The 24,836-nt window shown below is 35.8% G+C and carries 13 protein-coding genes; 8 read left to right on the top strand and 5 right to left on the bottom strand.

Annotated elements, in window-relative coordinates; genetic code table 11:
* Nucleotides 1–266 precede the first annotated feature (266 nt).
* From RAH34_RS03540 to argS, 7 genes are all read left to right on the top strand, one after another.
* Nucleotides 267–3,248, top strand: a complete 2,982-nt coding sequence (locus RAH34_RS03540; RefSeq protein ID WP_114819353.1) for a SusC/RagA family TonB-linked outer membrane protein — start codon at nucleotides 267–269, stop codon at nucleotides 3,246–3,248.
* A 13-nt stretch (nucleotides 3,249–3,261) separates the two neighbouring features.
* Entirely contained in the window at nucleotides 3,262–4,875 is a 1,614-nt protein-coding gene (locus RAH34_RS03535; protein WP_114819352.1) for a SusD/RagB family nutrient-binding outer membrane lipoprotein, read from the top strand.
* Nucleotides 4,876–5,280: 405 nt separating this feature from the next.
* Complete coding sequence (locus RAH34_RS03530) at nucleotides 5,281–8,277, top strand: SusC/RagA family TonB-linked outer membrane protein (protein WP_114819351.1); 2,997 nt, start codon at nucleotides 5,281–5,283, stop codon at nucleotides 8,275–8,277.
* A gap of 10 nt (nucleotides 8,278–8,287) precedes the next feature.
* Nucleotides 8,288–9,715 (top strand): SusD/RagB family nutrient-binding outer membrane lipoprotein, encoded by a 1,428-nt coding sequence (locus tag RAH34_RS03525; RefSeq protein WP_114819514.1) that lies wholly within the window; start codon nucleotides 8,288–8,290, stop codon nucleotides 9,713–9,715.
* Nucleotides 9,716–9,748: 33 nt separating this feature from the next.
* A complete protein-coding gene (locus RAH34_RS03520; protein WP_306595153.1) occupies nucleotides 9,749–10,201 on the top strand; it encodes a lipocalin family protein in 453 nt (150 codons plus the stop codon).
* Nucleotides 10,202–10,382: 181 nt separating this feature from the next.
* The gene (locus RAH34_RS03515) at nucleotides 10,383–10,532 is read left to right on the top strand and encodes a hypothetical protein (protein WP_306595152.1); all 150 of its coding nucleotides are present in this window, start codon (nucleotides 10,383–10,385) and stop codon (nucleotides 10,530–10,532) included.
* A 156-nt stretch (nucleotides 10,533–10,688) separates the two neighbouring features.
* Entirely contained in the window at nucleotides 10,689–12,449 is a 1,761-nt protein-coding gene (argS, locus tag RAH34_RS03510) for an arginine--tRNA ligase (RefSeq protein WP_306595151.1), read from the top strand.
* 115 nt (nucleotides 12,450–12,564) lie between these two features.
* Here argS and RAH34_RS03505 read toward each other — a convergent pair whose 3' ends face one another.
* The 5 genes from RAH34_RS03505 to ccoN all read right to left on the bottom strand — a co-directional run bounded on the left by RAH34_RS03505 (nucleotide 12,565) and on the right by ccoN (nucleotide 24,339).
* On the bottom strand, nucleotides 12,565–13,506 hold the full coding sequence (locus tag RAH34_RS03505) for a YihY/virulence factor BrkB family protein (RefSeq protein WP_114819348.1): 942 nt from the start codon (nucleotides 13,504–13,506) through the stop codon (nucleotides 12,565–12,567).
* A 1-nt stretch (nucleotide 13,507) separates the two neighbouring features.
* Complete coding sequence (locus RAH34_RS03500) at nucleotides 13,508–15,835, bottom strand: BamA/TamA family outer membrane protein (RefSeq protein WP_114819347.1); 2,328 nt, start codon at nucleotides 15,833–15,835, stop codon at nucleotides 13,508–13,510.
* Nucleotides 15,835–20,862: a translocation/assembly module TamB gene (locus RAH34_RS03495; RefSeq protein ID WP_306595150.1), complete on the bottom strand. Its 5,028-nt coding sequence runs from the start codon at nucleotides 20,860–20,862 to the stop codon at nucleotides 15,835–15,837. Before RAH34_RS03495 ends, RAH34_RS03500 begins: the two co-directional genes overlap by 1 nt.
* A 290-nt stretch (nucleotides 20,863–21,152) precedes the next feature.
* The gene (locus RAH34_RS03490) at nucleotides 21,153–22,040 is read right to left on the bottom strand and encodes a cbb3-type cytochrome c oxidase N-terminal domain-containing protein (protein WP_062672552.1); all 888 of its coding nucleotides are present in this window, start codon (nucleotides 22,038–22,040) and stop codon (nucleotides 21,153–21,155) included.
* 19 nt (nucleotides 22,041–22,059) lie between these two features.
* On the bottom strand, nucleotides 22,060–24,339 hold the full coding sequence (gene ccoN, locus RAH34_RS03485; RefSeq protein ID WP_306595149.1) for a cytochrome-c oxidase, cbb3-type subunit I: 2,280 nt from the start codon (nucleotides 24,337–24,339) through the stop codon (nucleotides 22,060–22,062).
* A gap of 184 nt (nucleotides 24,340–24,523) precedes the next feature.
* Between ccoN and RAH34_RS03480 the strand changes: the two genes are divergently transcribed.
* On the top strand, nucleotides 24,524–24,817 hold the full coding sequence (locus RAH34_RS03480; RefSeq protein WP_114819344.1) for a helix-turn-helix domain-containing protein: 294 nt from the start codon (nucleotides 24,524–24,526) through the stop codon (nucleotides 24,815–24,817).
* Nucleotides 24,818–24,836 lie beyond the last annotated feature (19 nt).

The following is a 24,836-nucleotide window of genomic DNA, read 5'->3' as shown; positions in this document are numbered from 1 at the left end:
ATTTTACAGGAAATGATTTTCTATGTTTCTTATTATTTTCACTGTTGTAAAGAGTATAATTCATTGTTTTTATTTTTTTTTGTTGAATTTGTTAATTGATTGTATTTTTCATATTGATGGAATAAAAGAAGTTTCTTTGATAAGTTGTTAGTTTTTGACTGTTTTTAAAGTGGTTACTTTTGTTAATTATAAAACTTTAACATTTTTTTTGGTTATTTTAAGAAAGTTTCACATATTTGTAATCTGTAAAAATAATTGAATTTGATATGAAGAAATTAACTGCGAGTGTTTTCGCGGTTGTACTATCGTCATCATTTGTGATGATGTCAGCCCAAAACACAAAAGATACTCTAAAAACCAAAAATATTGAGGAGATCGTTGTCACTGGAGCCTTAGGGATTAAAAAGAAACAAGACGCTGTTACGGCAGCCAGTCAGGTTGTAGGAACTAAGGAACTTAATGCAGCATCAAATCCAAATGCTGTTCAGTCATTGACAGGTAAAGTTGCAGGTTTGCAAATTACAACAACGAATGTGGGAGTAAACTCGAGTAATAGAATTGTATTAAGAGGTACTCGTTCTATAACAAGTGACAATCAAGCTCTTATTGTTATAGATAATGTGATTTCTTCCTCAGCTGTATTTCAACAACTACCTCCTGATGCCATTGAAAATGTGAATGTTATTAAAGGACTTCAGGGAGCTGCTTTATATGGTTCTCAAGGGGTAAATGGGGTTATTGTTGTTACAACAAAAAAAGGAAGTAATAATCAAAAAATTCAGTTCAATCTTACTTCATCGGTTGAACTTTCTTCTGTTTATAAATTGCCAAAAATCCAGACTAAGTATGGGCAAGGTGTTCAGGACGAAACTTTTAGCAGTGTAGATTATAATGGAACCAACCATGTGCCTTGGGAGAATACCTCTTGGGGACCTGCTTTTGATGATCCGAATATTGGAGGGCAATATGTAGAAACTGGTTTGCCACAAGCAGACGGAAAGTTTCTTTTTGCAAAATATTCGCCAGTTAAAGACCATTTTGCAAAATTCTTTAAAACGGGGGTTACTTTTCAGAATGGAATATCTATGAATGTTGGTGGATCTGATGCCTATGCTTATCTTAATTTAAACAGAATGAGCAGTGATTTCATGGTCGAAGGAGATCAAATGCTTAAGAATTCATTTCTATTTAAGGCAGGTAAGAAGTTTGGCAAATTTAGAATAGATGGTGATATTAACTATATTTACAGGTCTACTACTGAGACGAGTCATGATCTATATGGAGAAATGTTACAAATGCCTAGCAATATTGATATTAGAAATTATAGAAATTCTGGATTAGAAGGTAACTATAGTGTTTATGCATTGAACCCATACTGGACAATTCAAAATGAAAGATATAATGCCAAGACTAATTTTATTTCAACAATTATAGGTCTTCAATATGAATTTAATGATCATATTAATGTGACATATAAAGGAGGTTTGCAGAATACGATGGGAGATTTTGATAATTATAATAATGGTTTCAAATTTACTCGTCAGTATAATGGTACAGGAACAGGAATAGACGGAACCTATTTTTCTGACTATGGAACAGGTGATGTTACCTCTCTGTTTAGACAGAGTCTTTCTAAAACTTCAAATTATTATGGGGACTTATTAGTAAACTTCGATTATAATTTAACGGATAATATCGTATTAAAGCTTAATACGGGTATTAATACTCAGGATAATAATTATAGAATTAACGAGGTTGGAGGTGAAAACCTTAAAATAGCCAAATGGTATAATTATGCAAATGTTTTGAATCCATATTTGGCTTACCAGTTAAATAATTACCAACTAAGAAGCCGTGTATTTGCAGTATTAGGGAACTTAGATTTGTCATATAAAAATTATTTATATTTGAATGGTACTTATAGACAAGAGTGGAACTCTGTTTTTTCCGTTCGTCCAACAGGTACTTATGAGCAGGATTTACGAAGCTATGGGTATTTTTCTGCCGGTCTAAGTTTTATACCTACTAATGCTTTCGAAAGCCTAAAAGGAGATATATTGAATTATGCAAAAATATCTCTATCCTACACAAGTGTAGGAAACGCACCAATAGCAGCTTATGCTGTAGACCAGATTGGATCATTCCCTACAGGCTATCCATTTGGAACCAATACTGCTTATATTGCTAATCAAAACCCTACCTCAGAACTTATACGACCTGAAAATGTTTATACAAAAGAAGCAAACTTGTATTTGGGCTTCTTTAAAGATCGATTGACTTTAACAGGTTCTTATTCTCAGTCAGATACAAAAAGGTTGATTACTCGTGTAACATCTAGTTCAACTACAGGTTTAGCAAGTCTTCAGAATAATTTTGGAAGAATGGTTAATAATACATATGAGCTTGAGTTAGGAATTACGCCAATTAAAAGTAAAGATATAGAATTAAACATTCGTGGATTTTATTCCTCTTCAATAGCTAGAATTAAAGAGTTGCCAGAAGGAGTGGATGAGGTGAATTTATTAAGTTATTCAACTCCTGGTGTTGGTATTTTTGCAATTAAAGGTGAAAAAATGCCAATGATAAAAGGAACGAAATACCAGAGAGATCCCAATGGAAATATTATTGTTGACTCAAATGGAAACCCTTTAACAACATCTACTTTTGAAATTTTAGGAAAAGCAAATCCAGACTATATTTTAGGAATGAACCTTAATTTCAGAATTAAAGGCTTTACTCTTTCTGGTACTATGGATTACAGAAAAGGTGCAAGCTTTATTTCAATGTCTAAAAGGCTGTTGATGTTTACTGGTGCAGATCCTATGACTGCTGATTATGATAGAAGTAAAGGTTATGTTATACCTAATTCTGTGCAGCTTGTTAATGGAAATTACGTTACTAACAATACTCCTGTAGGAAATACTCCGGAATATGGAGGTGCGGTGTCTTATTTTACAGGTGCAGGAAGAAATATTGGTGAAAATCTTGTTGTTGATGGAACGGCATTAAAAGTAAGAGAAATAGCTTTAAGCTATAGTTTACCAAAATCACTTTTAGCATCCACTTTTGTTAATTCTGCTACTTTAGGGGTTTTTGCAAGAAATCCATTTATAAAATATGCAGATAATAATTTGAATTATAATGATCCGGAAACAGCTTCCGGTAATGGTAATGCTAATGGAATAGCATTAGATACACAATATCCGAATTATAGAACATTTGGATTTAACTTAAATGTAACTTTTTAATTGGACGAGAATTATGAAAAATATTAAGATAAGTACTTCTTTAATCATTGGAGCGTTGGCTTTAGCCTCTTTTCATTCATGCAATAGATACCTGGATATTAATGAAAATCCAAATGCCATTCATATTGAGGAGGTAACTCCGGATTTATTGTTACCAGGAACAAATACCCAGATATTTAGAACTCAGGCAACTACCATGAATGTTTTCGGTAATTTAATGATGAACTCATGGGCTGGTAATTCATATGTTTATGGTTCTCCTTATGTAAGAGAATTTAACCTTAATACTGTAGATAATAGTTTTTATAATGGCATTTGGGATGGATTATACCGCAACATGGCAAACTATAAACTAATAGAGAACTATCCTAATAGTGATGGAGCTCAGGACTATTATGTGGCGGCAGCTAAAATTATGCGAGCATTTTATATGCAGACAATAGTTGATTTGTATGGAGATGCTCCTTTTTCTGAAGCATTTAATTATCAATCAAATTTGACTCCCAAATATGATGATGATAAGAATATTTATCATGCTGAAATTGAAGATTTGGAAAAAGCTATTTCGTTAATTCAGCATGCAGGATCAAATGTAATAGCTTTGAATCCTTCAACAGATAATATTTTTGGAGGATCAACAACTAAATGGATTCAATTTGCTAATACGATCAAATTGAGATACCTTGTAAGAATGAGTCGACTTACAGGTTCTGAGGCTACTTACAGAGATCAAAAACTAGCATCATTAAATGGTGCTGCTTTTATTAGTGAAGATGTTTTGATAAATCCTGGTTATTCAGCCGCTACAGATGATCAACAAAACCCTTTTTATGGAACATATATCAGAACAACGGCTGGAACTAGAGTAGGACAAGTTGTTACTGTTTCAGAGCATTTCGCTAATGCATTAAATGGTAATCCAAATAATTTAGTATTACCTAATAATCCATCAAATATTTATGATAAATATACGGGGCTTGCTGATCCTAGAAGGGGAAGAGCATTTACATTAGTTTCCGGTGCTTTGAAAGGTATTCGACAAGGTGCTTTAGCTGGTGAACCTGGTGCTCCAACTGGGAATAATTCTGTTTCAAGAATAGGTCTAGGAATTACAAGTGAACTATCTACTGCAAACAATGCTACAAATATTAGTCTTGGTTCTACTAAATCAGGAGTAATCATGTCTAAATCCGAAATTAAATTTCTTCTTGCAGAAGCATCTTTAAGGTATCCTTCAGTAAACTTAGGGAATGCTCAAACTCATTTTGAAGATGGAATACAAGCTTCATTTGATTATCTAGGAGCAACAGTTGGTACTTATATTACTTCTGCAAACCTAAGACCAGGGTTAGGTTGGACAGGATCGATGGATCAAAAAATCGAAGCAATTATGACACAGTCTTGGATTGCAAATACAAGTATAAATCCTGTTCAGTCATTTATCAACTATAATAGAACAGGTTACCCATACACTCCATTAGCAACAACGACTAATAAACCAAATAAACCATATCGATTGATATATCCTGTATCTGAGTATGTCGCAAACTCATCAAATGTGCCCAATATTTCAAGTGCGGATGCATTCGTAAGAAATCAGTTCACTCCATTCTGGAATCAAAACTAATTTGCAATACAATTTTAATATATTTTTACCGCCTTCGGGCGGTTTTTTTGTTTTTAAGACCAGTTGTTTCTTTAGTTATATCAGTATGTAAAGCATAGTATCTATACGGTTTAAAGTGGTGTTTTTTGTTTGTTTTTATTTCAAGTTGCTGATATTCAAATTGTTTTAGCTCTGGGGAGTGATGATTTAATATAGATAATATCAATTTAAGTGATTGTTATTATTTCTTAAATGAAATTAACATTTAATTACTTGCTTTTTGTTAAATATTTAATTTTTAACTAATTTTAATACTTTTTTTATTGTTTTTATTTGAAAAAAGTGAAACAAATGTATTTTTTTTAATTTTTGCTTTGTTGTATTAAGAAAGTTTTACAAATTTGTAGGGTACAAAATTAATTTGATATGAAGAAACTAACAGCAAGTCTTCTTGTTTTAGTACTATCTTCTTCTATAGCTGTTGCAAATGCCCAGCAAAAGAATGATACTATTAAAACAAAAGAGATCGAGGGCGTTGTCGTAACAGCCCTTGGTATTAAGAGAGAAAAGAAATCTTTGGGATATGCCTCACAGGAGATTAAAGCAAGTGCTCTTTCTGATGGAACCACAAACACAGGTAACATTGGAGCTCAATTATCTGGTAAGGTCGCCGGTCTTAATGTTACTACCAACAATAACTTTGGTGGATCAGCAAATTTGCTTATAAGAGGGGTTAAAACATTAGGAGGAGGAAACCCATTGATTGTAATTGATGGATCACCTGTTAATAATACCTATACACAAGAGAAATCAATTGATTACGGTAATGCCTTATCTGATATTAATCAGGAAGACATAGAATCAATTAACGTATTAAAGGGTGCCGCAGCATCGGCTTTATATGGAGAAAGAGGTTTAAATGGTGTTATTGTTATCACGACTAAAAATGGTAAAGGAAAAGATGATGGTTCATGGGGGGTTACTTTATCATCTTCAGTCAATGTTGGTTTTATTGATAAATCAACATTTCCGGAATATCAGACTAGATATGGAGCTGGATATTCTCAAAAATTTGGATCTCAAGGTCCTGGAGGCTTAAATAATGCCAATTTTGGAGCAGATGCTTCGTGGGGACCAAAATTTGACCCTAATTTATTGGTATATCAATGGGATTCTTTTGATCCAACATCTCCTAATTATGGCAAAGCAACTCCTTGGGTGGCAGCTAAAAATGGACCGATTGAATTCTTTAATAATCCTGCTACATACACGAATACTGTAACATTAGAAAAGGGTGAAAAAGGGAAAAATATCAGTTTTACATATGACAATATGATGTCAGATGGTCTTATACCTAACTCCCATATTAATAAAAATACTTTTTCCCTAAAAGTAAATTATGATCTGACTTCTAAATTACATTCTTCTTTCTATTCTACAATGACATTACAGGATACGAAAGGACGTAGTATAACCGGATATAGCGATAATACAGTTACCGGTTTCAGACAATGGTGGCAAACTAACGTAGATGTAAAGGATCTTGAAAGGGCTTATTTTGCTAATGTTAATCCTAGTATTGCTAGTGCATTGAATAATTATGGGAATGTTACATGGAACAGAAAATCTGCTTCTAATGGGGCTCCTGCATATTGGAATAACCCATATTTCCAAGCATATCAAAATTATACAAGCGATAGAAGACATAGAAATTTTACCTATGCTCAATTAACTTATGATTTATTAGATAATATTTCTGTAACAGGTAAGGTCTCTTATGACAGATCAAATCTTTTTGCAGAGAATAGAGTAGCTGTTGGATCTGTAGCTCAGCCTTTTGGACAATCAGGAAATGACGTATCTTCTGGTTATGCAAGACGTGATGTACTGAGAACTGAAACAAATTATGATTTAATGGTGAATTATAAATTTGATATTACTGATGATATTAATGTTTCAGGAGTTTTAGGTGGAAATATAAGAAGGAACTATTTTAATTCTGTATACGGTTCAACTGAAGGAGGATTAGTTGTTCCTGGAATTTATGCACTTTCGAATTCTAAAAAAGCTCCATTAGCATCAGATGAAAGTGAGTATACAACACAAACTAATTCAGGATATATCACAGCATCATTTGATTTTTTCAAAAAGTTTTACATAGATGGTACATGGAGAGTTGACCAAAGTTCAACGCTACCGGCTGGTAATAATGTATATAACTATCCTTCAGTGACTGGATCTCTAATCATGTCGGAAATTTTGAATACTAAGAGTTGGATGAATTTCTGGAAATTAAGAGCAAACTACGCAGAAGTAGGAGGTACTGCAGATCCTTATATGCTGACAAATAATTATAGATCTGCAGGGATTTTATCAGGTGTAGGAATATATAGTTCAATTTTGAATCAAGCCAATCCAGATCTAAAACCTCAAAGGTCTAAAGAATTTGAAGTAGGTACAGAAGCACATTTCCTAAAGGATAGAATAACAGTTGATTTTGCTTATTATAAAACGAAAACGATTGATCAGATTATAACACTTCCTGTTTCTTCAGGAACAGGGTATACTGGTAAAGTTATTAATGCAGGAAGAATTGATAATACAGGTTTTGAAGTGCAGTTAGGACTGGTGCCAATAAAAACAAAAGATTTTACATGGAATATCGATGCCAACTGGTCTAAAAATAAAAACGAGGTTGTGAGCCTATATCCGGGAATTACTAATCTTCTTCTGAACAGCTTCCAAGGAGGAGTTTCTCTTAATGCCAGAGTAGGGGAAGCTTGGGGAACTCTAATCGGAAGTGATTATGTCTATCTGAATGGACAGAGAGTTATTGATCCTGACACAGGAATTTATCAAACTAATTCAAATCAAATTATAGGTAATACTACTCCTGATTGGATTGGAGGTATCAGAAATACCTTTAGCTATAAAGGCTTCTCTTTAAGTTTCTTAATTGATATGCGTAAAGGTGGAGATATTTTCTCAACTGATATGTATTATGGTATGGATACAGGGCTTTATAAAGAAACTGCTATTGGCGATTACAGAGATAAGGATGTTATACTTCCTGGAGTCTTGCCAGATGGAACTCCTAATAATATAGCATTGTCACAGTTTTCAACTGGAAGTAACTATGGATATGAAACCCAGCCGGCAAAAGAATTTGTCTATGATGGATCTTTTATTAAGCTAAGAGAGGCTAGCATTGGCTATATGCTTCCTAAATCTTTATTGGCTGGAACTAAAATTTATGATGCGAAAATATCTATTGTAGGGCGAAATTTATGGATCATTCACAAAAATCTTCCATATGCTGATCCGGAAGCTATGATTGGTGGAGGAATTAATTCTTATGGATGGTCAATTGGATCTATGCCAACAACAAGAGATATTGGAGTAAATGTTACATTTAAATTTTAAAAAATCAACAATGAAAAATATATTAAAAACTGCCTTATTTGGCATATTTATATCTGCAAGTTTGGTATCATGTCAAAGTGATCTGACCTCGCTGAATGAAGATCCTAAGCACCCATCGATTTTACCTTCAGAAAATTTACTAGCTACGGCATTATTCCAGTCTTCTTATTATATGGACAATCCTAGTGTGAATTTTAATAATTATCGTTTTTTTACTCAGCAATGGGCAGAAGGACAATATCCTCAGGAAACACAATATGATTTGGTAACCAGAAATCAGCCTAGAAATCATTTTAACAGGATGTATGTATACAGCATCAATAATATTAGACAGGCAAAAGAAAATCTGAAAGCAGAAGTGGAAACTAATGATATTCGTACAAACAAATTAGCAACATTAGAAATTGAAGAGATTTTCATTTGGGAGAACTTGGTGAATACTTTTGGTGATGTGCCTTATTCCGAAGCTTTTAAGCCTAATGAGATTCTTACACCAAAATATGATGATGCTAAAAGTATTTATACAGATTTAATTAAAAGAATTGATGCTGTAATTGCAACAGTAAAACCTGCAGCAAAAGGATATGGATCTGGTGATTTAGTTTACTCGGGAAATATGAATAAATGGGTGAAATTTGCCAATTCTGTGAAATTAAGACTGGGAATAAACTTAGCAGATGTTGACCCAACATTGTCAAAAGCAACTGTTGAATCAGCAATTGTAGGAGGCGTAATTTCTTCTGAAGAGGAAGCTTATAAATTTGCCTATGACGGGAATACGTTTTCAAATCCTGTTTTCGATAATCTTGTAGCTTCTAACAGAGATGATTTTGTTCCTAGTGAATTAGTTATCAATACTATGAGTAGCCTTTCGGATCCAAGAATGGATCAATGGTTTACAAAAGTTGGTGGAGTTTATAAAGGAGGTGTTTTTGGTGAATTAAATGACCCATATAGTGATTTTTCTCATCTAAACGATTATTTCAGATCATCTACAACAGCTTCAAATTTATTAAGTTATGCAGAAGTAGCTTTTCTTAAGGCTGAAGCAGCAGCTAGAGGATATTCAGCAGGTGGCACAGCAGCAGATCTTTATGCTACAGCAGTAACAGCATCAATGAAAGAAAATGGTGTTTCAGATGCTAGCATTGCATCATATCTTAGTGCTAACCCTTATAATGCAGCTAACTGGAAACAGTCAATCGGAGTTCAGGCATGGATTGCTATGTTCAATAAAGGATTTGCTGCATGGAATTTTACGAGACGTTTAGATTATCCGGCTCTTGTAAATCCGCCAAAATCTAACTTGTCTTCAGTGCCATATAGAATGCCTTATTCTGATCAGGAATATGTGTTAAATGGTGCAAATGTTAATGCTGCTGCTAGCAAAATCGGTGGTGACAAGGCGACTACAAAACTATTCTGGGATAAATTTTAATTTATCTAAAATAAATTTGTGAATTTGAATCTAATGCATTATATAAAATTTTTTATAGGAGTTTTACTCTTTATGGCTGTTACCTCATGTTCTTCTAGCAATGATAATAATAGTATTATAGAAGAGAGTGTCAATATTATTGGAAATTGGAAACCGTATAAATATGAATTTAGAGGAAAGACAATTTTGTTAAATGAGTGTGAGAAAAAGGGCCAAATATCAATTAATACAGATTTTTCGGGTGTTTACGAAAGGTACAATCTTGTTAATTCTGGTACTTGTAATCTTACTGAATCTTACAATGGTAAGTGGAGCTTTGATAATAGTAGCTTAACACTAACTTATAGTGAGGCAGGAACTGTAAAAACATTAAAGAGAACTCTTCAGTCATTTGATGATTTTGAGTTAAGAATTTCAGATAATTCTAAAGATTTAGATGATACACCTGGAAATGATAATGCAATTTTAGTTTTTGTTAAACAATAATTCTTATATAAACCGCCTTCGGGCGGTTTTTTTGTTTGTAAATTATAAGGTAAAGGTCAATGATTTCAGTTGAATAGATATATAAGAATATTTTTAAATTGATTTTTTATTTCATATTTAATTATTACCTTGTTCTAAAGAGACTTTTACAGTCTTTACAACTAAATTAAAAAGTATTATTATGAAAAATCTAAAAAAATTATCGAAATCAGCATTAAAGAAAATTGCAGGTGGATGGGTTCCCCAGCCAGGACAAAATTGTCCGGAAGGAACTTGTCAGTATACTGAGAATGGACCTTGTAGAATTTACAATCCGGACAAATGTTATTAATAGCTCTATAGCTTAAAAGCTAAAGGAATAACGTTTATGAATTAATAAAAGAGTTCGGTAATTGTTACCGAACTCTTTCCGTATATTTGTACTTCAAAATTTTGAAATGAAATGCGGGCTATTACATGTGGCCTTTGAAAAAATAAGTATGAACACATGAATATTAAAGATATTATAGAAGAAAAACTTTCGGAGGTCATTTTAAATGTATATCAGTTAAAAGACATCAAGCTGGAAGTTCAGGAGAATAAAACGGAATTTGAAGGTGATTTCACCATTGTCACTTTTCCGTTGGTAAAACAATTGAAGAAAAATCCTGAAAGTATCGGGGTTGAATTAGGTGAAGCGTTAACAGAACAGACGGAACTTTTTGAAAGCTTTAATGTAGTAAAAGGTTTCCTGAATGTTAAAGTGAAAAACCAGCTGTTTGTGGATAATTTCAGATCTGTAAGCAAGAATTTTTCCACTATAGAAAAGAAAAATGCCACGGTAATGGTAGAATATTCTTCACCGAATACCAATAAGCCATTGCATTTAGGGCATATCAGAAATAATTTGTTAGGATTCTCGGTCGCTCAGATTTTAAAAGAAGCTGGATATGATGTAATTAAAACTCAGATCATCAACGACAGAGGTATTCATATCTGTAAATCTATGCTGGCCTGGGAGAAATTCGGGAAGGGAGAAACTCCTGAAACAACCAATACCAAAGGAGACAAATTTGTTGGAAACTACTATGTAGAGTTTGACAAAAACTATAAAAAAGAAATCGCAGAGCTGGTAGAACAAGGTGTAGGAGAGGAGCAGGCGAAAAAAGATGCTCCGGTAATGAAAGAAGCTCAGAAAATGCTGTTGGATTGGGAAAATGGAGACAAAACAGTAAGAGCGCTTTGGGAAGAAATGAACTCATGGGTTTACAAAGGATTCAATGAGACCTATAAAAGATTGGGAGTTGATTTTGACCAGGTTCAATATGAAAGCAATACTTATATTTTAGGAAAAGATCTTATTCAGGCAGGGTTGGATAAAGGCGTTTTGTATCAAAAAGAAGATGGTTCTGTTTGGTGCGATCTTACCGATGAAGGACTTGATCAGAAACTGTTATTACGTTCAGACGGTACCTCAGTGTATATGACTCAGGATCTTGGAACGGCAGTGGAACGTTTTAAGCAAAATAATATCCAAAAATTAATATATACAGTAGGAAACGAACAGGATTATCACTTCCAGGTTTTATTTAAAATCCTGAAAAAATTAGGATATGAGTGGGCAGATCAGTTGTTCCACCTTTCTTACGGGATGGTAGAGCTTCCTGAAGGTAAAATGAAATCCCGTGAAGGAACTGTTGTAGATGCAGACGACCTGATGCAGGAAATGTATGAAACAGCAAAATCTAAAGCTCAGGAATTAGGAAAACTAGAAAGCCTTTCAGAAGAAGATAAAGAAGCATCTTATGAAACAGTAGGATTAGGAGCATTGAAATATTTCATGCTTAAAGTAGATCCTAAGAAAAAAATGCTTTTCAACCCTGCGGAAAGTATTGATTTCAACGGAAATACAGGGCCGTTTATTCAGTATACCTATGCACGTATTCAGTCATTATTGTCTAAAGCAGGTGCTTTACAGTCCGAAACTGCTGATATTGAATTAAATCAATCTGAAAAAGAATTGATTATGCAGTTGACCAACTTTAAAACTGTTGTAGCCAAGTCAGCGGAAACCTTAAGTCCGGCTTTGGTTGCCAACTATGTTTATGACCTTGTAAAAGCATACAACTCTTTCTATCAGAATAACCCTATTCTGAACCAGGAAGATGAAAATGTAAAACAATTCCGTTTGAATATTTCAGATCTCACAGCAAAAACAATCAAAAAATCGTTAGAACTGCTGGGAATCGGAACCGTAAACAGAATGTAAAAATAGAAAGAAAGCCTCCTGAAATTTTTCAGGAGGCTTTTTTATATATCAATAATCTCGTATCAGGAATATCCCGGATCTCAAAATCTCGCAACCCGAACCCTGTAACCCGAACCTACGTTTTATCACTACTTTCACCCTGCATCTGTTTCAGACTATCCGCATACAACTTAGCAGGAGTCCATCGTGCATGTTTGGAAAGAACTACTTTATATCCCTTTTTGTAAGTATATACTTTAGTAAATTCTGCGCCAAAGAATATCAGCATACAGGAATAATTGATCCACATCATAATCAGAATGACTGTTCCGGCAGCACCAAAGGCTGAGGTAGGTTTTACCTGATTAAAATAAAGACTTAATAAAAATTTTCCAAGGGTAAATAAAACCGTAGTCAGGAATGCTCCTTTCCATACCGGTTTCCAGCTGACTAAAACATCGGGCAGTACTTTAAACATCAAAGCAAATAACAGCATCACAAGGCCAAAACCGACGGCGAAATTGACAACCTCTACCAACATATACGTTTCAAAACCAAAATATTGGGTGATAATTGTATTAAAAAGGCTGATCAGAGAAGATAAAATCATGGTGATCATCAGAAGAAATCCCAGAATAAGAATCATTCCCAAAGAATTCGCTCTGTCCAGTAAAAATTTGACTAATGCCTTTTTGGGAGCAGCTTCTACTTCCCAAAGTGTATTTAATGAATGTTGCAGCTGAAAGAAAAGCGTAGTAGAACCGAAAACCAATGATCCAACTCCAACTGCCTTCATAAAAATATTCTTTTTGTCAATAAGAGCACCGGCGAGCATACCTTCGATACTTTTTGCCACATCCGGTCCCATAATACCACTGATCTGTGTGCTGATCTGCCCGCGAATGGCTTCTTCCCCAAAGAAATTTCCAAGTACCCAGATAATAATAATTAATAATCCCGGGATAGAAAAGATGGCATAATACGCAAGACTTGCTGAATCTTTTGATGCAGTAGAATTGTTCCATTCAGTGAATGTATCTTTTAAAACTTCCCAGAAAAATTTAGCGGTTTTGATCATATTAAAAAGGATATCCGATGGCAATATTTAAAACAAGATTGTCTTTTCTCCAGCTTGAGTCTCCGAAATTAATTTTATCGAAGGCCCATCTGTCCCCTTTCTGATAGTAAGGAACTCTCAGTGGCATGGCAAGATCCAGTCTTAAAATCAGGATAGAAAAATCCAGTCTCAGACCTACTCCGGCTCCCACCGCAATTTCATTTAAAAAATCTTTTGAAAACTTAGCCCCGGGTCTGTTTTCATCGTCGTGAAGAAGCCAGATGTTTCCGGCATCTACAAAAACGGCAGCATTTAAGAACTTATAAAGATTGGCACGGTACTCCGCATTTAATTCCAGTTTGATATCTCCGGACTGGTCAAAGTAAGTCCCAGGATCTATCGTTCTCGGGTCAAAACTTCCCGGTCCTAATGTTCTTGCACGGAATGCCCTGATACTGTTACTTCCTCCTGAGAAAAACTGTTTAGAGAAAGGAATATACTCTGAGTTTCCGTATGGATAGGCAATTCCTCCAATAAATCTCGTAGCCAGTGAAGACTTTTCACTGAACTTATGATAGAATCTGAAATCGTTTTCAATCTTTACATATTGGCTGAAAGGAATACCAAATATTTTCTTTTCCTTATCTTTCTTTACATCGGCTCCTGTTACCAACCCTGTAATATTTCCAGCAAGATCAAGCGTACCTTTATAATAAACGGTGTTGGTCTTTGGAAGCATGGTATTGGTATAGGTGTAAGAATAGGTAGGACCGAAAATAAGCTGCTTTGCCACAACTCTTGCCATTGCTGGATTCTTCTTTGATATTGAATCATATTCTGCGGTAACCTTTGCCGGGGACACCAAAGTAATATCAATCACTTTCAGATCATGTTCCTTTCTTGCGTTTTCTTTCCACACATATCCGAATGATCCGGTGAAATTATTTAGGGTATAATATTGTGTTCTGTTCTGGAATTCATATCCCAATGTGATATTCGTTCTGGGAACAAATTCACTGGAAGAATGAAAACGGAATGGTGCTACAATTCTTGGGATTGAAAGCTGCACGTTTGTTCCTGCACGGAAAATATTATTGGCATTTTGAGCCCCTCCCATCTGGAAATCAAAAGCTCCATAGATGGCTGCTTTAAATTGTTCTGCACCTCTGAAGAAATTTCTGTGGGTCCAGTTCAGGTTCAGCTCACTACCCGCATAGTTGGCGGAATTGGTCCTTCCCAAAGCTTCCAGACGAAGCGATTGTACCTGTCTTGGAGTCAATAAATAATAGGCATCAAATTTATGGCTCAAAGAATCAGATACAATAAACTCGTTCTTTACAAATTTGAAAACACCCAGACTGATCAATCGGTTCAGAGTTAAATTGTGGTTCGAACGGTTGTAAAGATCTCCTTTTTTGAAATATAAAGCTCTGTCAAAAATTTTCGGTTTAAATTTATGCTGCGGATCAATGACGTAAATGTCATCAAAACGATATTTGGAAAGAGAATCTTTATCCATCGGGATACTGTATTTACCATCTTTTACATCCTGAATATTGTAATTGGGAAATACAATAACATTATCAATACCGAACTGCTGCGTTGCCAAATCAGGAGTGTTATCTTTTAGTTTTACGTTAAGTTCAACTTTATGATTTTTACTCACCGTACTGTCGGCCTGCACGATAATATTATCAGGATGGAAATAATAAAAACCTCGTTCCTTTAGCCTGTTGTCAATTCTTTCTCTTTCTGCTTTGATGACGTCCAGGTCAAATGGTCTTCCGTTTTTAAGAAGAGTTTTATCCGTAAGGTTTTGAATTTCATGATTGACCAGTGTAGAATCTTTCTGGAATTTTACACCGTCTATCAGATATCTTGAACCAGGCCTTACTGTATAAATAACCTGAGCTTTTTTGTTCTTTGAAACAGTGTCATAAGTAGCTCTGGCATTGAAATATCCTTTGTTTTCAGAATAATTTTCAATGATATCTTTATTGAACTCACGATCTACATCTCCCAATAATACTGGTTTTTCACCCACTTTATATTTAAGCCAGTAATTAAAACCTTTGTCTTTTTTAGGCTCCTTGGCAATATTATAAAAATACAGCTTGGGACGCAGCCCTAAAAATGTGGAATTAGGCTTTGGAGTGAGGTTCGCTTCCAGTGCAGACTCAAGATCTTTTTTTTCTTTTTTGGAAATCGTATCATTTTCAATCTTTACTTTGGCTCCCGTATAGAGCATCTGGCCCTCTTTCAGAAACCTGGTGTTGCTGCACGAGATTACCGTGGATGCCATCCCGGAAACCAACAGATACTTACAATATATATGGAACTTATTATTCATTATTTAAATTCTACCACTTGGTTATTTTGATTTTTTTTCTGCTTTTTCTCTTTAGATTTCTGGAAAATCTCCCGGAATTTGTCATAATCCAATGTAATAATAAATCCGACGCCGGTTTCTATGATCTGTCCCTGAAGAGCTACCTGATATTCATCCTTACGATAAGCACGAAGCATATACCTTCCATCTTTGGAAAGGCTGTAATCTACGGATACATTACCCGCAATATTGGTCATGTTTTCATTCTGGCGTGCCTGGCCTTCCAGTCCGAAGTTACTTCCTACCGTTACTTTCAGTCGGTCATTCAATAATTTTTTACTGATATCTACATTCAGGTCGGTGCGGGTATTTTTCTCTCCGGTGGAATAATCTTCTGAAGAATCAAGTCCAAAATTAAGATCTACTCCTTTAATCAGGCCTGCTGCAAGATTATTCAGCTGCTGAGAAAGGATTTTACTCACACTCTGTCTTGCCATGGTTTCTGCAGACATTCCGGCACCGCTTTCAAATGGATTTTCTCCTATAAAACGGTTCAGAAGCAATAAGGCAAATACCTGTTTGTTCAGCTCAGACTCCTGGGTTCTGATCTGGGCGAGCTTCTGATCTACAACATCTTTTACATTCGTAGATACAGAATTATTTTTCTCATCTGTAGTAATATCGAAAGTAAGCTGAGGTTTCAATAATTCTCCTTTCATTTTCAATAAAGCATTGAAAGGAACCCTCTGCTTAAACTGATTCATCGTTGAGGCACTCTCTCCACTGATCTGCTGCTCCACAAGGTCAATAGGTGGTGCTTCTGTTTTATATACGGCAGTAATATCCATTTGAGCCATAGTAGGTTCACCTGTCCAGGTAATGGTACTGCCTTTCTGAATGTCAAATTTACGTTTCAGGAAACTCACCGAAAGATCATAACTTCCTTTTTCCACTTCATATACTCCTACCAGCGTAGTTTTTCCTGACGGATCTATTCCTCCGGTTAATTCAGCTTCACCCTGAAGCTGTACAAAATCACCATTGGCTTTATCAATGATCAGAGACAGTTTTGCCTCTTTGCTGACTTCAATATTGACACTTACATCCATTCCTTTGATGCGGCTCTGCGCATTAAGAGAATCTGCTTTGATTGTTTTGTTTAAAACCACCTGATCCTGATCCACAAATTCTACAATACCATCTCTCTCCTGTAAAGTAGGGCTGGACTGAGGAAGAACAAAAGTGAAATCAGTGTTGTCTGCCACACTCAGTCTTCCGTCTACTTTTGGAAGATCAAGGTTTCCACGGATATGAAGTCCGGCATCAATGGCCAGAATACCATACATCATCGCATCATTTGATTTCTCTGAATTGACAACTTTGAAGTCTTTTGCATTCACATCCAGATTAAAGGCAAAATCTCTGTAGGTTTGGGTAAGAACCTGCCCGTCCACCACAAGAGCATTTCCGTCCTTGTCTTTGATTTTGAACTGATCAAACTCAATTCCGCGGCTGGTAAAATCTATTTCATCACTAAGGTGTCTGAAATCACTTCCCGTTTTGGCAATTTCCAATCCGGCATCATTGAATTTCACTTTTCCTAAAATATTCGGTTTATCTGTAGTTCCGGTGATCTTTAAGTTTCCTGATAGATAACCTTCCGTATTGGTAATGGCATTCATAGAGAATCCCTGAATACTCTTCATCTGAAGCTGGTTGATCGCCATATTCAGATCAAAAGTACTGGAAGAGGTATTATAATCCCCAAGGATTTTTACGTCATTGTTATTTCCCGAAAGGGCAATATCAGCATTTAAAACCTTCGGTGAGGCATTATTCACTTTTACAGCAAGATTTCCGACAGGACTTCCATAGACAATTAAGTCTGAAATATTCAGGTCGGAAGTGAATGTCATATTTTTAGTCACATCACGAAGCTGCGCCGTACCATTGATCGTTCCTCTTGCCAGAACCGTATCTTTTTTAATAAGTTCCGTAATGGTTTCAATTTTAAAATCTTTCAACGAAATATTCAAAGGGCTGCTTGGATTGTTGCTTTCAGACTGTACAGCAATTTCACTGCTGCCATTAGACAAGATGAAGTTATCTGCCAGAATTCCTTTATTACTGATCTGAATTTTATTGTTTTCAGCAACATTCCAGTCTGTATAATTCAGTTTCAACCCGTTCGGGTTCAGAGATATTTCGGTAATATCATTCAACGATTTTGCATTTCCTGCAATCAGGAACTGAGTGGCGTCTTTCTCATCTTTTGTGGTAACATTGTATCGGATGGTATTGTCCGCAACATCTCCATCAATATTGATTTTATTTAAAGAAAAGCTTGAGCTTTTTAAAGCCGCTACATTCAGACTGTACTGCAATGCCTGATTTTCATTGGTGACTTTTAAAGCACCTTTTTCAATGGTATTTTCACCATATAATAATCTTGGTATTTGGCCGTCAATTTCAATTTTCTGAGAATCTGCATCATAATTTCCAACAAGATTGATGGTTTCAAAATCTTTCAGATCCGGCACAAACTTTCTGATCAGATCATCATTTTTGATTTTAGCCGTAAAAGTAAAATGTTGTCCCGGATCAATTTTCTGTTTGTTATCCGGCTTCTGGAACTGATAATACTGATTCACAGTTTTCGTTAAACCACCAAAAATTTGAGTCAATTTATATTTACCTTTCAATTCCACATCTGCAATCTGAGAATTGAAAATGATCTGAGTAGAATCTGTTGTAGAGGAAGCTTTCAGATTGACTTCCTGTACAGGATAAACCTCTTTGGTATCTGAGAAAGCAAAATCTTGAAGGTTTAAATATCCATTCAGATTATTGGGATCTAAGCTGGTGAAATCTCCATCAATTTTTCCGGCAATAATCATCGGTTTTTCATAGAAGCCAAGTTTGTTGATATCCAGTTTGATGACTTCTCCATTTACTTTTACCGTAGGATTTTTTTCATCATAAACACCCGAAGCGGTCAATTGTAAACTGGCATTCGGGTCTTTTGAATCCAAAATCACATGATAAGCTCCTTTATTGATCTTTCCGGTAAGATTCATATTTTGATAGCGATATCCTTTGTAGACTGCGGAAGCAACGTGACCTTTTAAATCTGCATTGGCATTTTTAAAATCAAAACTTTCCCCTTTGGCTGCAATTTGTGCAGTGATAGGACCAATATCTTTATTCTGAATAATTTTTCCTACCTGTATACCCTGAAGATTGGCTTTCACATCATACAATTCATGATTTTTTCTTCGCATGTCTACCTGTGCGATGATGGCAGCATTTCCTAAAGTAGAGTACAGGTTTAAGTCTGTATTCACCACTTTTGTCGTTCCTTTTGCATTTCCTTTGATGCTGAAATGGGAAGGAAGCGAAATATTGGAAGGAATTGTATTTTTAGGGACAAGATTGAATATTGTTTTGGCATTGGATGAAAGTTCTCCAATTCTCAGATCATAATACAACTGATCTGGGTTCATTGCATTTTTGATCTTTCCGGAAGCCATTACCCTTAGCTGATCCAGCCCTGAAACTTTGAGATCCTGAATTAAAAGATCATTTACGCTTCCTTTTACATTCGCATTTACGTTTAAAATAGCGTTCGGATATTTGTTGAACGGAACTGTATTTTTTAAAGTCGGAACCAGATTCAGAATGTCAGAAAACCCTATTTTTGAATCTTTGATATTGGCCGAAATCTTTACTGCACCTAAGTTTTTGCTAAGTTGATCAATGGAGTTATAATTTAAAATAACCTCATCACGCAATAGGGTTTTAGGAGTTTGAAGATAAAGATCTTTCAGATATGCTTCTTTTTCTGCGTAAACAAAATCCGTATTGAATTTCTGGATATCCAGCCCTCTGCCTTCTTTAATTTCTGCAGAATTTACGGTTCCTGCAAAGGTATTGTTCTCCATTTTGAAGCTTCTTACCTCCACATTCATTTTTGAGAAATTAAGGTGATTGAAGTCCATTCCCTGTTTCGTTGGAGCAATGGCAGTATTGTTATAATTGACCTTTACATCGTTCAGAACAAGTTTCCCTAAGAGAAGTTTCATGGCTTTATCCTGATCAGAAACTTTGGAAACTTCAGGTTCTTTTGTTGTTTTCGGATTGGCATTCTGAGCAGGAAGATAAAGGTTGGCATTAATATCTGCCCCGGAAAGAAATACATTGGCTACATTGTAAGCATTGTTTTCAAGATCAAGTTTGTTAACCTTTGTGCTCAGTTCTTTGAAGATAACTTTTGCAAATGTTTTGGTGTTTTCATCACCGTAATCAATATCAAAATGAGTAAGCTTGATTCCTCTCAACCCAATATTCATCGGTTTTTTTTCATTGAGAGAATCTACTTTTTTCTCCACTTTTTTAGCGACTTCTTCTACCAGTCCCTGCTTTAACTTTAATTTTAAGCCGTCAAGGTTGATATCATTAACGGCATAATTGTTTTTGCTGAGATCAAAAGTTTTTACTCTGGTATCAAACGATTTAAAGTAGAGTTGAATATCATTCTTAGATTGCTGGTCATTGAAAGTTACCCCAACATCTTTTAAATTAATTTTATCAAGAGAAATAATGAACGGCTTGGATGGGCTTTCTTCCTTATCACTGGACGCAAAAGCATCAATGATATAATCAAAATTGAATTTGCCATCTGGTTTCCTTACCACATTGGCACGTGCTCCTTCCATGTTGACCGAAGTAATATCTGCCGTAGAATTAAGAAGCTTCAGCATATGTAAACCTACATCCAGCTTTTTCACTGCCAGAAGGGTATCTACATCCTGTCCTTTGAGGTAGAGGTTTTCCATAACAAGACTGTTGGGAAATCCTATATAAACCCTTTCAAGGCTTACAGGAGTTTTGATTTTTTTCTCCAGATAAACAATGAGCTTGTCTTTGATGAAATTTTGGACGGCAGGAAGCCTTAAGCTTAGGATCAACAGGGTAAGAAGAACCAATATTGAAATAAAGGTTATTGCAATACGCCTTAAAAGTTTGGTGGTGTTGATTTTCAGTTTCAAATGCGATGAGGTTTCTAACAAAGATAATAATACTATTTTATTTGGTCTTTGTTGTGGTACCCTTTTGCGAATGCAAAAATCCTGCCTTGGCTGTCTTTTTATGGAATTTCTAGTTTGTAGTTGTCAAGTGAATAGTTGAGTAAGACAGCCAAAGTAAGGATTGTTATTTGTAAAAAACGCCCCCTTTTATCATTTTTTTAATGTTGAAAAGGTTAGTTAGCAAAAATGAAATTCAAATGTTAGTAGTGTTGAAGGGGGCGTGGCATGGTTTTATGATAGATAATAATAATTTAGTTGTTTCCGTTTTCCCATTTCACTTCTTCTCCCTGAGGAGCAGCACCGCCTTGTGCTGTAGTGATAGGAGCAGTTTCCTGGTTGATGTGATAAATATAAGCGGCAATCTTTTCAGCATCTCTTCCGGTAATGGTTCCTTCCTTGATGAAAGGTCTCATGGTAGGATTATTCGGAGAACCGTTTTCAAGCATCCAGAATACATTTTTAAATAAGCTTTTTTCTTTAATATTGATCCAATGGGTATCGGTAAGGTTGGGACCTATACCACCTTTTCCTCCGTCTCCGTGGCAGGTAACGCAATTTGTTTTAAACAATTCCTGTCCTTCCGCAATATTATCAGCACTGTATTTTGCAGATTCCAGATTAATTTGAGGAGCAGTTTTCTCATACTCCGCAATGGAAGCTAGCATCGTTTTTGTTTCTTTGGTGTACTCTGCTTCCGGATGAGCATAATCTGTGAAAGAAAAAGCAAACAGGTACACGGCACAGAAAATACATCCGAACCAGAACAGACCAATCCACCATTTCGGAAGAGAGTTGTCAAGCTCTGTAATTCCGTCAAAACCATGGTCGATAAGTATATCTTTTTCTTCCGTAGCGGTTTGTTTTTTGAAGGCAGAGTTCCATAATTTCTGGTAGTACGGAACTTTCTTTTCTTCCAGATATTGTTTTTTCTCTTCCTCGGATAATCTGTTGAAACTTTCATTTTCCACCAGATCTCCAATAGAGTTCATAATCAGCAATAGGATAGTGGCGATTAAGATCAGCGCCCAGAAAAAAGGAGAAGAAAAATATCCTGAATCTCCGGCGAACATTTCAAAGGCCATGATCGTTAAACCTATCGTAGTTGCGATATATATTGAAATGGGGGTTCTCGTTTTCATTGCAGTTTAATTTTAAATGTTACTCTACGCTTGCGGTTTGTACCTGTGTTGTTTTAATGTCTGTACCTAATCTTTGCAGGTAAGCAATCATTGCTACAATTTCTCTTTGTTCAAGCGGTACATAGGCAGATCCTTTTGCTGTTTTTTCTTTTACCATCTGATCTTTTACATCTGTTGCTTCAGCGTAAATTCTCTGTACAATAGCTTTTGACTGGTTGTCCGCCCATTGGTTGGCAGAATCTATCTGAGCTTTTGTATAAGGAACATCGAAGGCATTTTTCATCAGTTTCATTTTGTCCACCATTTGGGTTTTGTCCAGTTTATTGGTAATTAACCATGGAAAACGTGGCATGATAGAACCGGCAGAAGTAATTCTTGGGTTGTACATATGTTTGAAGTGCCATGAATCCGGGTTTCTTCCTCCTTCTCTGTGAAGATCCGGTCCTGTTCTTTTAGAACCCCATAAGAATGGTCTGTCGTATACGAATTCCCCCGCTTTGGAGTACTGTCCGTTTTTTCCTTCAAATCTTACAACCTCATCACGGAATGGTCTGATCATTTGTGAGTGGCATGAGTTACATCCCTCACGGATATATAAATCTCTTCCTTCCAGTTCCAGTGGCGTATAAGGCTTTACTGCGGTAATTGTCGGAACACTTTGCTTCAGTGACAGCGTAGGAACAATTTCCACCAATCCACCAATTGCTATAGTGATGAAAGCTAGTATAGAAAGGAGAGTAGGCGTTCTTTCCAACCAAAGGTGTACACCTTCGCCTTCTTTTCTTGTGCTTCCAATGTTGGCTAATGCAGGTGCTTCTGCAGGAACGTTTTTCTGGAATGAACCAGCTTTAATGGTTTTGATAACATTAACTACCATTAAAATTGCCCCAGACAAATAAAGAACACCTCCAAGGAATCTCATTTTAAAGTAGGGAATAATTGCAGTTACTGTGTCCAGCCAGTTTTTCCACAATAAAGTTCCGTCCGGATTGAATTGCTTCCACATTAATCCCTGTGTAAATCCTGAAATATACATAGGTACCGCGTAGAAGATGATCCCTAAAGTTCCCAACCAGAAGTGCCAGTTGGCTAATTTTTTAGACCAGAGGGATGTTCTCCACATGATCGGAACCAGATAATATACCACTCCGAATGCCATGAAACCATTCCATCCAAGAGCGCCTAAGTGTACGTGGCCGATAACCCAGTCGGTATAGTGACCAATTTTATTTAATGATTTTGTTGCCAATAAAGGACCTTCGAAAGTAGCCATCCCGTAACATGTAACTGCTACTACAAAGAATTTTAGAATCGGATTTTCTCTTACTTTATCCCAGGCTCCTCTTAAGGTAAGAAGACCATTCAGCATTCCTCCCCATGATGGGGCAATCAGCATAATAGAGAATCCTGTTCCTACCGCCTGAGCCCATGCCGGTAAAGCTGTATATTGCAGGTGGTGAGGCCCGGCCCAAAGGTATACGAAGATCAGCGACCAGAAGTGAATGATGGATAATTTGTATGAGAAGACCGGTCGTTGAGCTGCTTTTGGCATAAAGTAATACATCAGACCTAATACAGGGGTGGTTAATACGAATGCTACCGCATTGTGCCCATACCACCATTGTACTAATGCATCTTTTACACCTGCATATACAGAATAAGATTTCCAGCTTGTGAAAGATAACGGAACTTCAAGATTATTGAAGATGTGAAGCATTGCTACTGCAATCCAGGTTGCCAGATAGAACCAGATCGCTACATATAAATGTCTTACTCTTCTCTTAGCAATAGTTCCGAACATATTGATTCCGAAAATGATCCATGAGAATGCAATTAAAATGTCTATAGGCCATTCATGTTCGGCATATTCTTTAGAAGTATTGATTCCCATAAGGAAAGTAATAACCACACTTACAATCATCAACTGCCATGACCAGAAGTGAATCCATGAAAGGGTATCACTGTACATTCTGGTTTTAAGAAGTCTCTGCATACTGTAGTAAGCACCGCAGAAAAAGGAATTACAAACGAAAGCAAAAATTACCGCACTGGTATGAAGCATTCTGATTCTTCCGAAGCCCATCGCTCCCTGAGTATTGATCAGCCCCTGAATATTACCCGAAGCTAAGCTTTTAATCGTTGTATCATCCGTACCGAATAAAAATTCAGGCAATTCAGGATAAAAAAGCATCAGTGCAGCTGTAAGCCCCAGCAGAAATCCTACAAGTCCGAATGCGATAGTCGCATAGAGGAATGCTCTGACAATATTATTGTCATAATTAAATTTTTGCGTCTCCATAAATTCCAATAGTGTTTACCGAAGTGATATTTTCTCTGAAAAAAGGCGTATTTTTAAGTCTTTTTTATGTCGAAAATAAATATCATGTAACGTGTATAATGTTTTGCCAAAGGTATTTATTAACTTTGTTGGAGGCTAATAGCTAATCTTCTAAAATATACCGAAAACTACTAAAACAAAAACGATGAAAGTATGTGGACAAAATATCAGGAAAATACGTAGGAGCAGAGATCTTACACAGGAATATATGGCCTTTGAAATGGGCATTTCCCAAAAGGCATATTCCGATATTGAGAATTCCAAGGTGAAGATTAACCTGGAGATACTGACTAAAATATCTGATATTTTAGAAATCAAGCCATCAGACATCTGTAGTATTTCGCATAAGTGTGGAAATGATGAATATGAAGATAAATATCAAAACCTTGTGGAATACATGAAAAAAAATAATATTTCGATTCCGAAGGAACTTTTATAGCCTATAAAAATTTCACTTT

Source organism: Chryseobacterium sp. WLY505, assembly GCF_030846215.1.
Classification (GTDB): domain Bacteria; phylum Bacteroidota; class Bacteroidia; order Flavobacteriales; family Weeksellaceae; genus Chryseobacterium.
Note: the sequence above shows the minus strand (reverse complement) of the source record. Positions and strands in the feature narration are given on the sequence as shown.

What these genes read in the sequence shown, in the direction of transcription:
- RAH34_RS03540 (WP_114819353.1), top strand. Translation starts at nt 267, where the DNA reads ATGAAGAAATTAACTGCGAGTGTTTTCGCGGTTGTACTATCGTCATCA.
- RAH34_RS03535 (WP_114819352.1), top strand. Translation starts at nt 3,262, where the DNA reads ATGAAAAATATTAAGATAAGTACTTCTTTAATCATTGGAGCGTTGGCT.
- RAH34_RS03530 (WP_114819351.1), top strand. Translation starts at nt 5,281, where the DNA reads ATGAAGAAACTAACAGCAAGTCTTCTTGTTTTAGTACTATCTTCTTCT.
- RAH34_RS03525 (WP_114819514.1), top strand. Translation starts at nt 8,288, where the DNA reads ATGAAAAATATATTAAAAACTGCCTTATTTGGCATATTTATATCTGCA.
- RAH34_RS03520 (WP_306595153.1), top strand. Translation starts at nt 9,749, where the DNA reads ATGCATTATATAAAATTTTTTATAGGAGTTTTACTCTTTATGGCTGTT.
- RAH34_RS03515 (WP_306595152.1), top strand. Translation starts at nt 10,383, where the DNA reads ATGAAAAATCTAAAAAAATTATCGAAATCAGCATTAAAGAAAATTGCA.
- argS (WP_306595151.1), top strand. Translation starts at nt 10,689, where the DNA reads ATGAATATTAAAGATATTATAGAAGAAAAACTTTCGGAGGTCATTTTA.
- RAH34_RS03505 (WP_114819348.1), bottom strand. Translation starts at nt 13,506, where the DNA reads ATGATCAAAACCGCTAAATTTTTCTGGGAAGTTTTAAAAGATACATTC.
- RAH34_RS03500 (WP_114819347.1), bottom strand. Translation starts at nt 15,835, where the DNA reads ATGAATAATAAGTTCCATATATATTGTAAGTATCTGTTGGTTTCCGGG.
- RAH34_RS03490 (WP_062672552.1), bottom strand. Translation starts at nt 22,040, where the DNA reads ATGAAAACGAGAACCCCCATTTCAATATATATCGCAACTACGATAGGT.
- ccoN (WP_306595149.1), bottom strand. Translation starts at nt 24,339, where the DNA reads ATGGAGACGCAAAAATTTAATTATGACAATAATATTGTCAGAGCATTC.
- RAH34_RS03480 (WP_114819344.1), top strand. Translation starts at nt 24,524, where the DNA reads ATGAAAGTATGTGGACAAAATATCAGGAAAATACGTAGGAGCAGAGAT.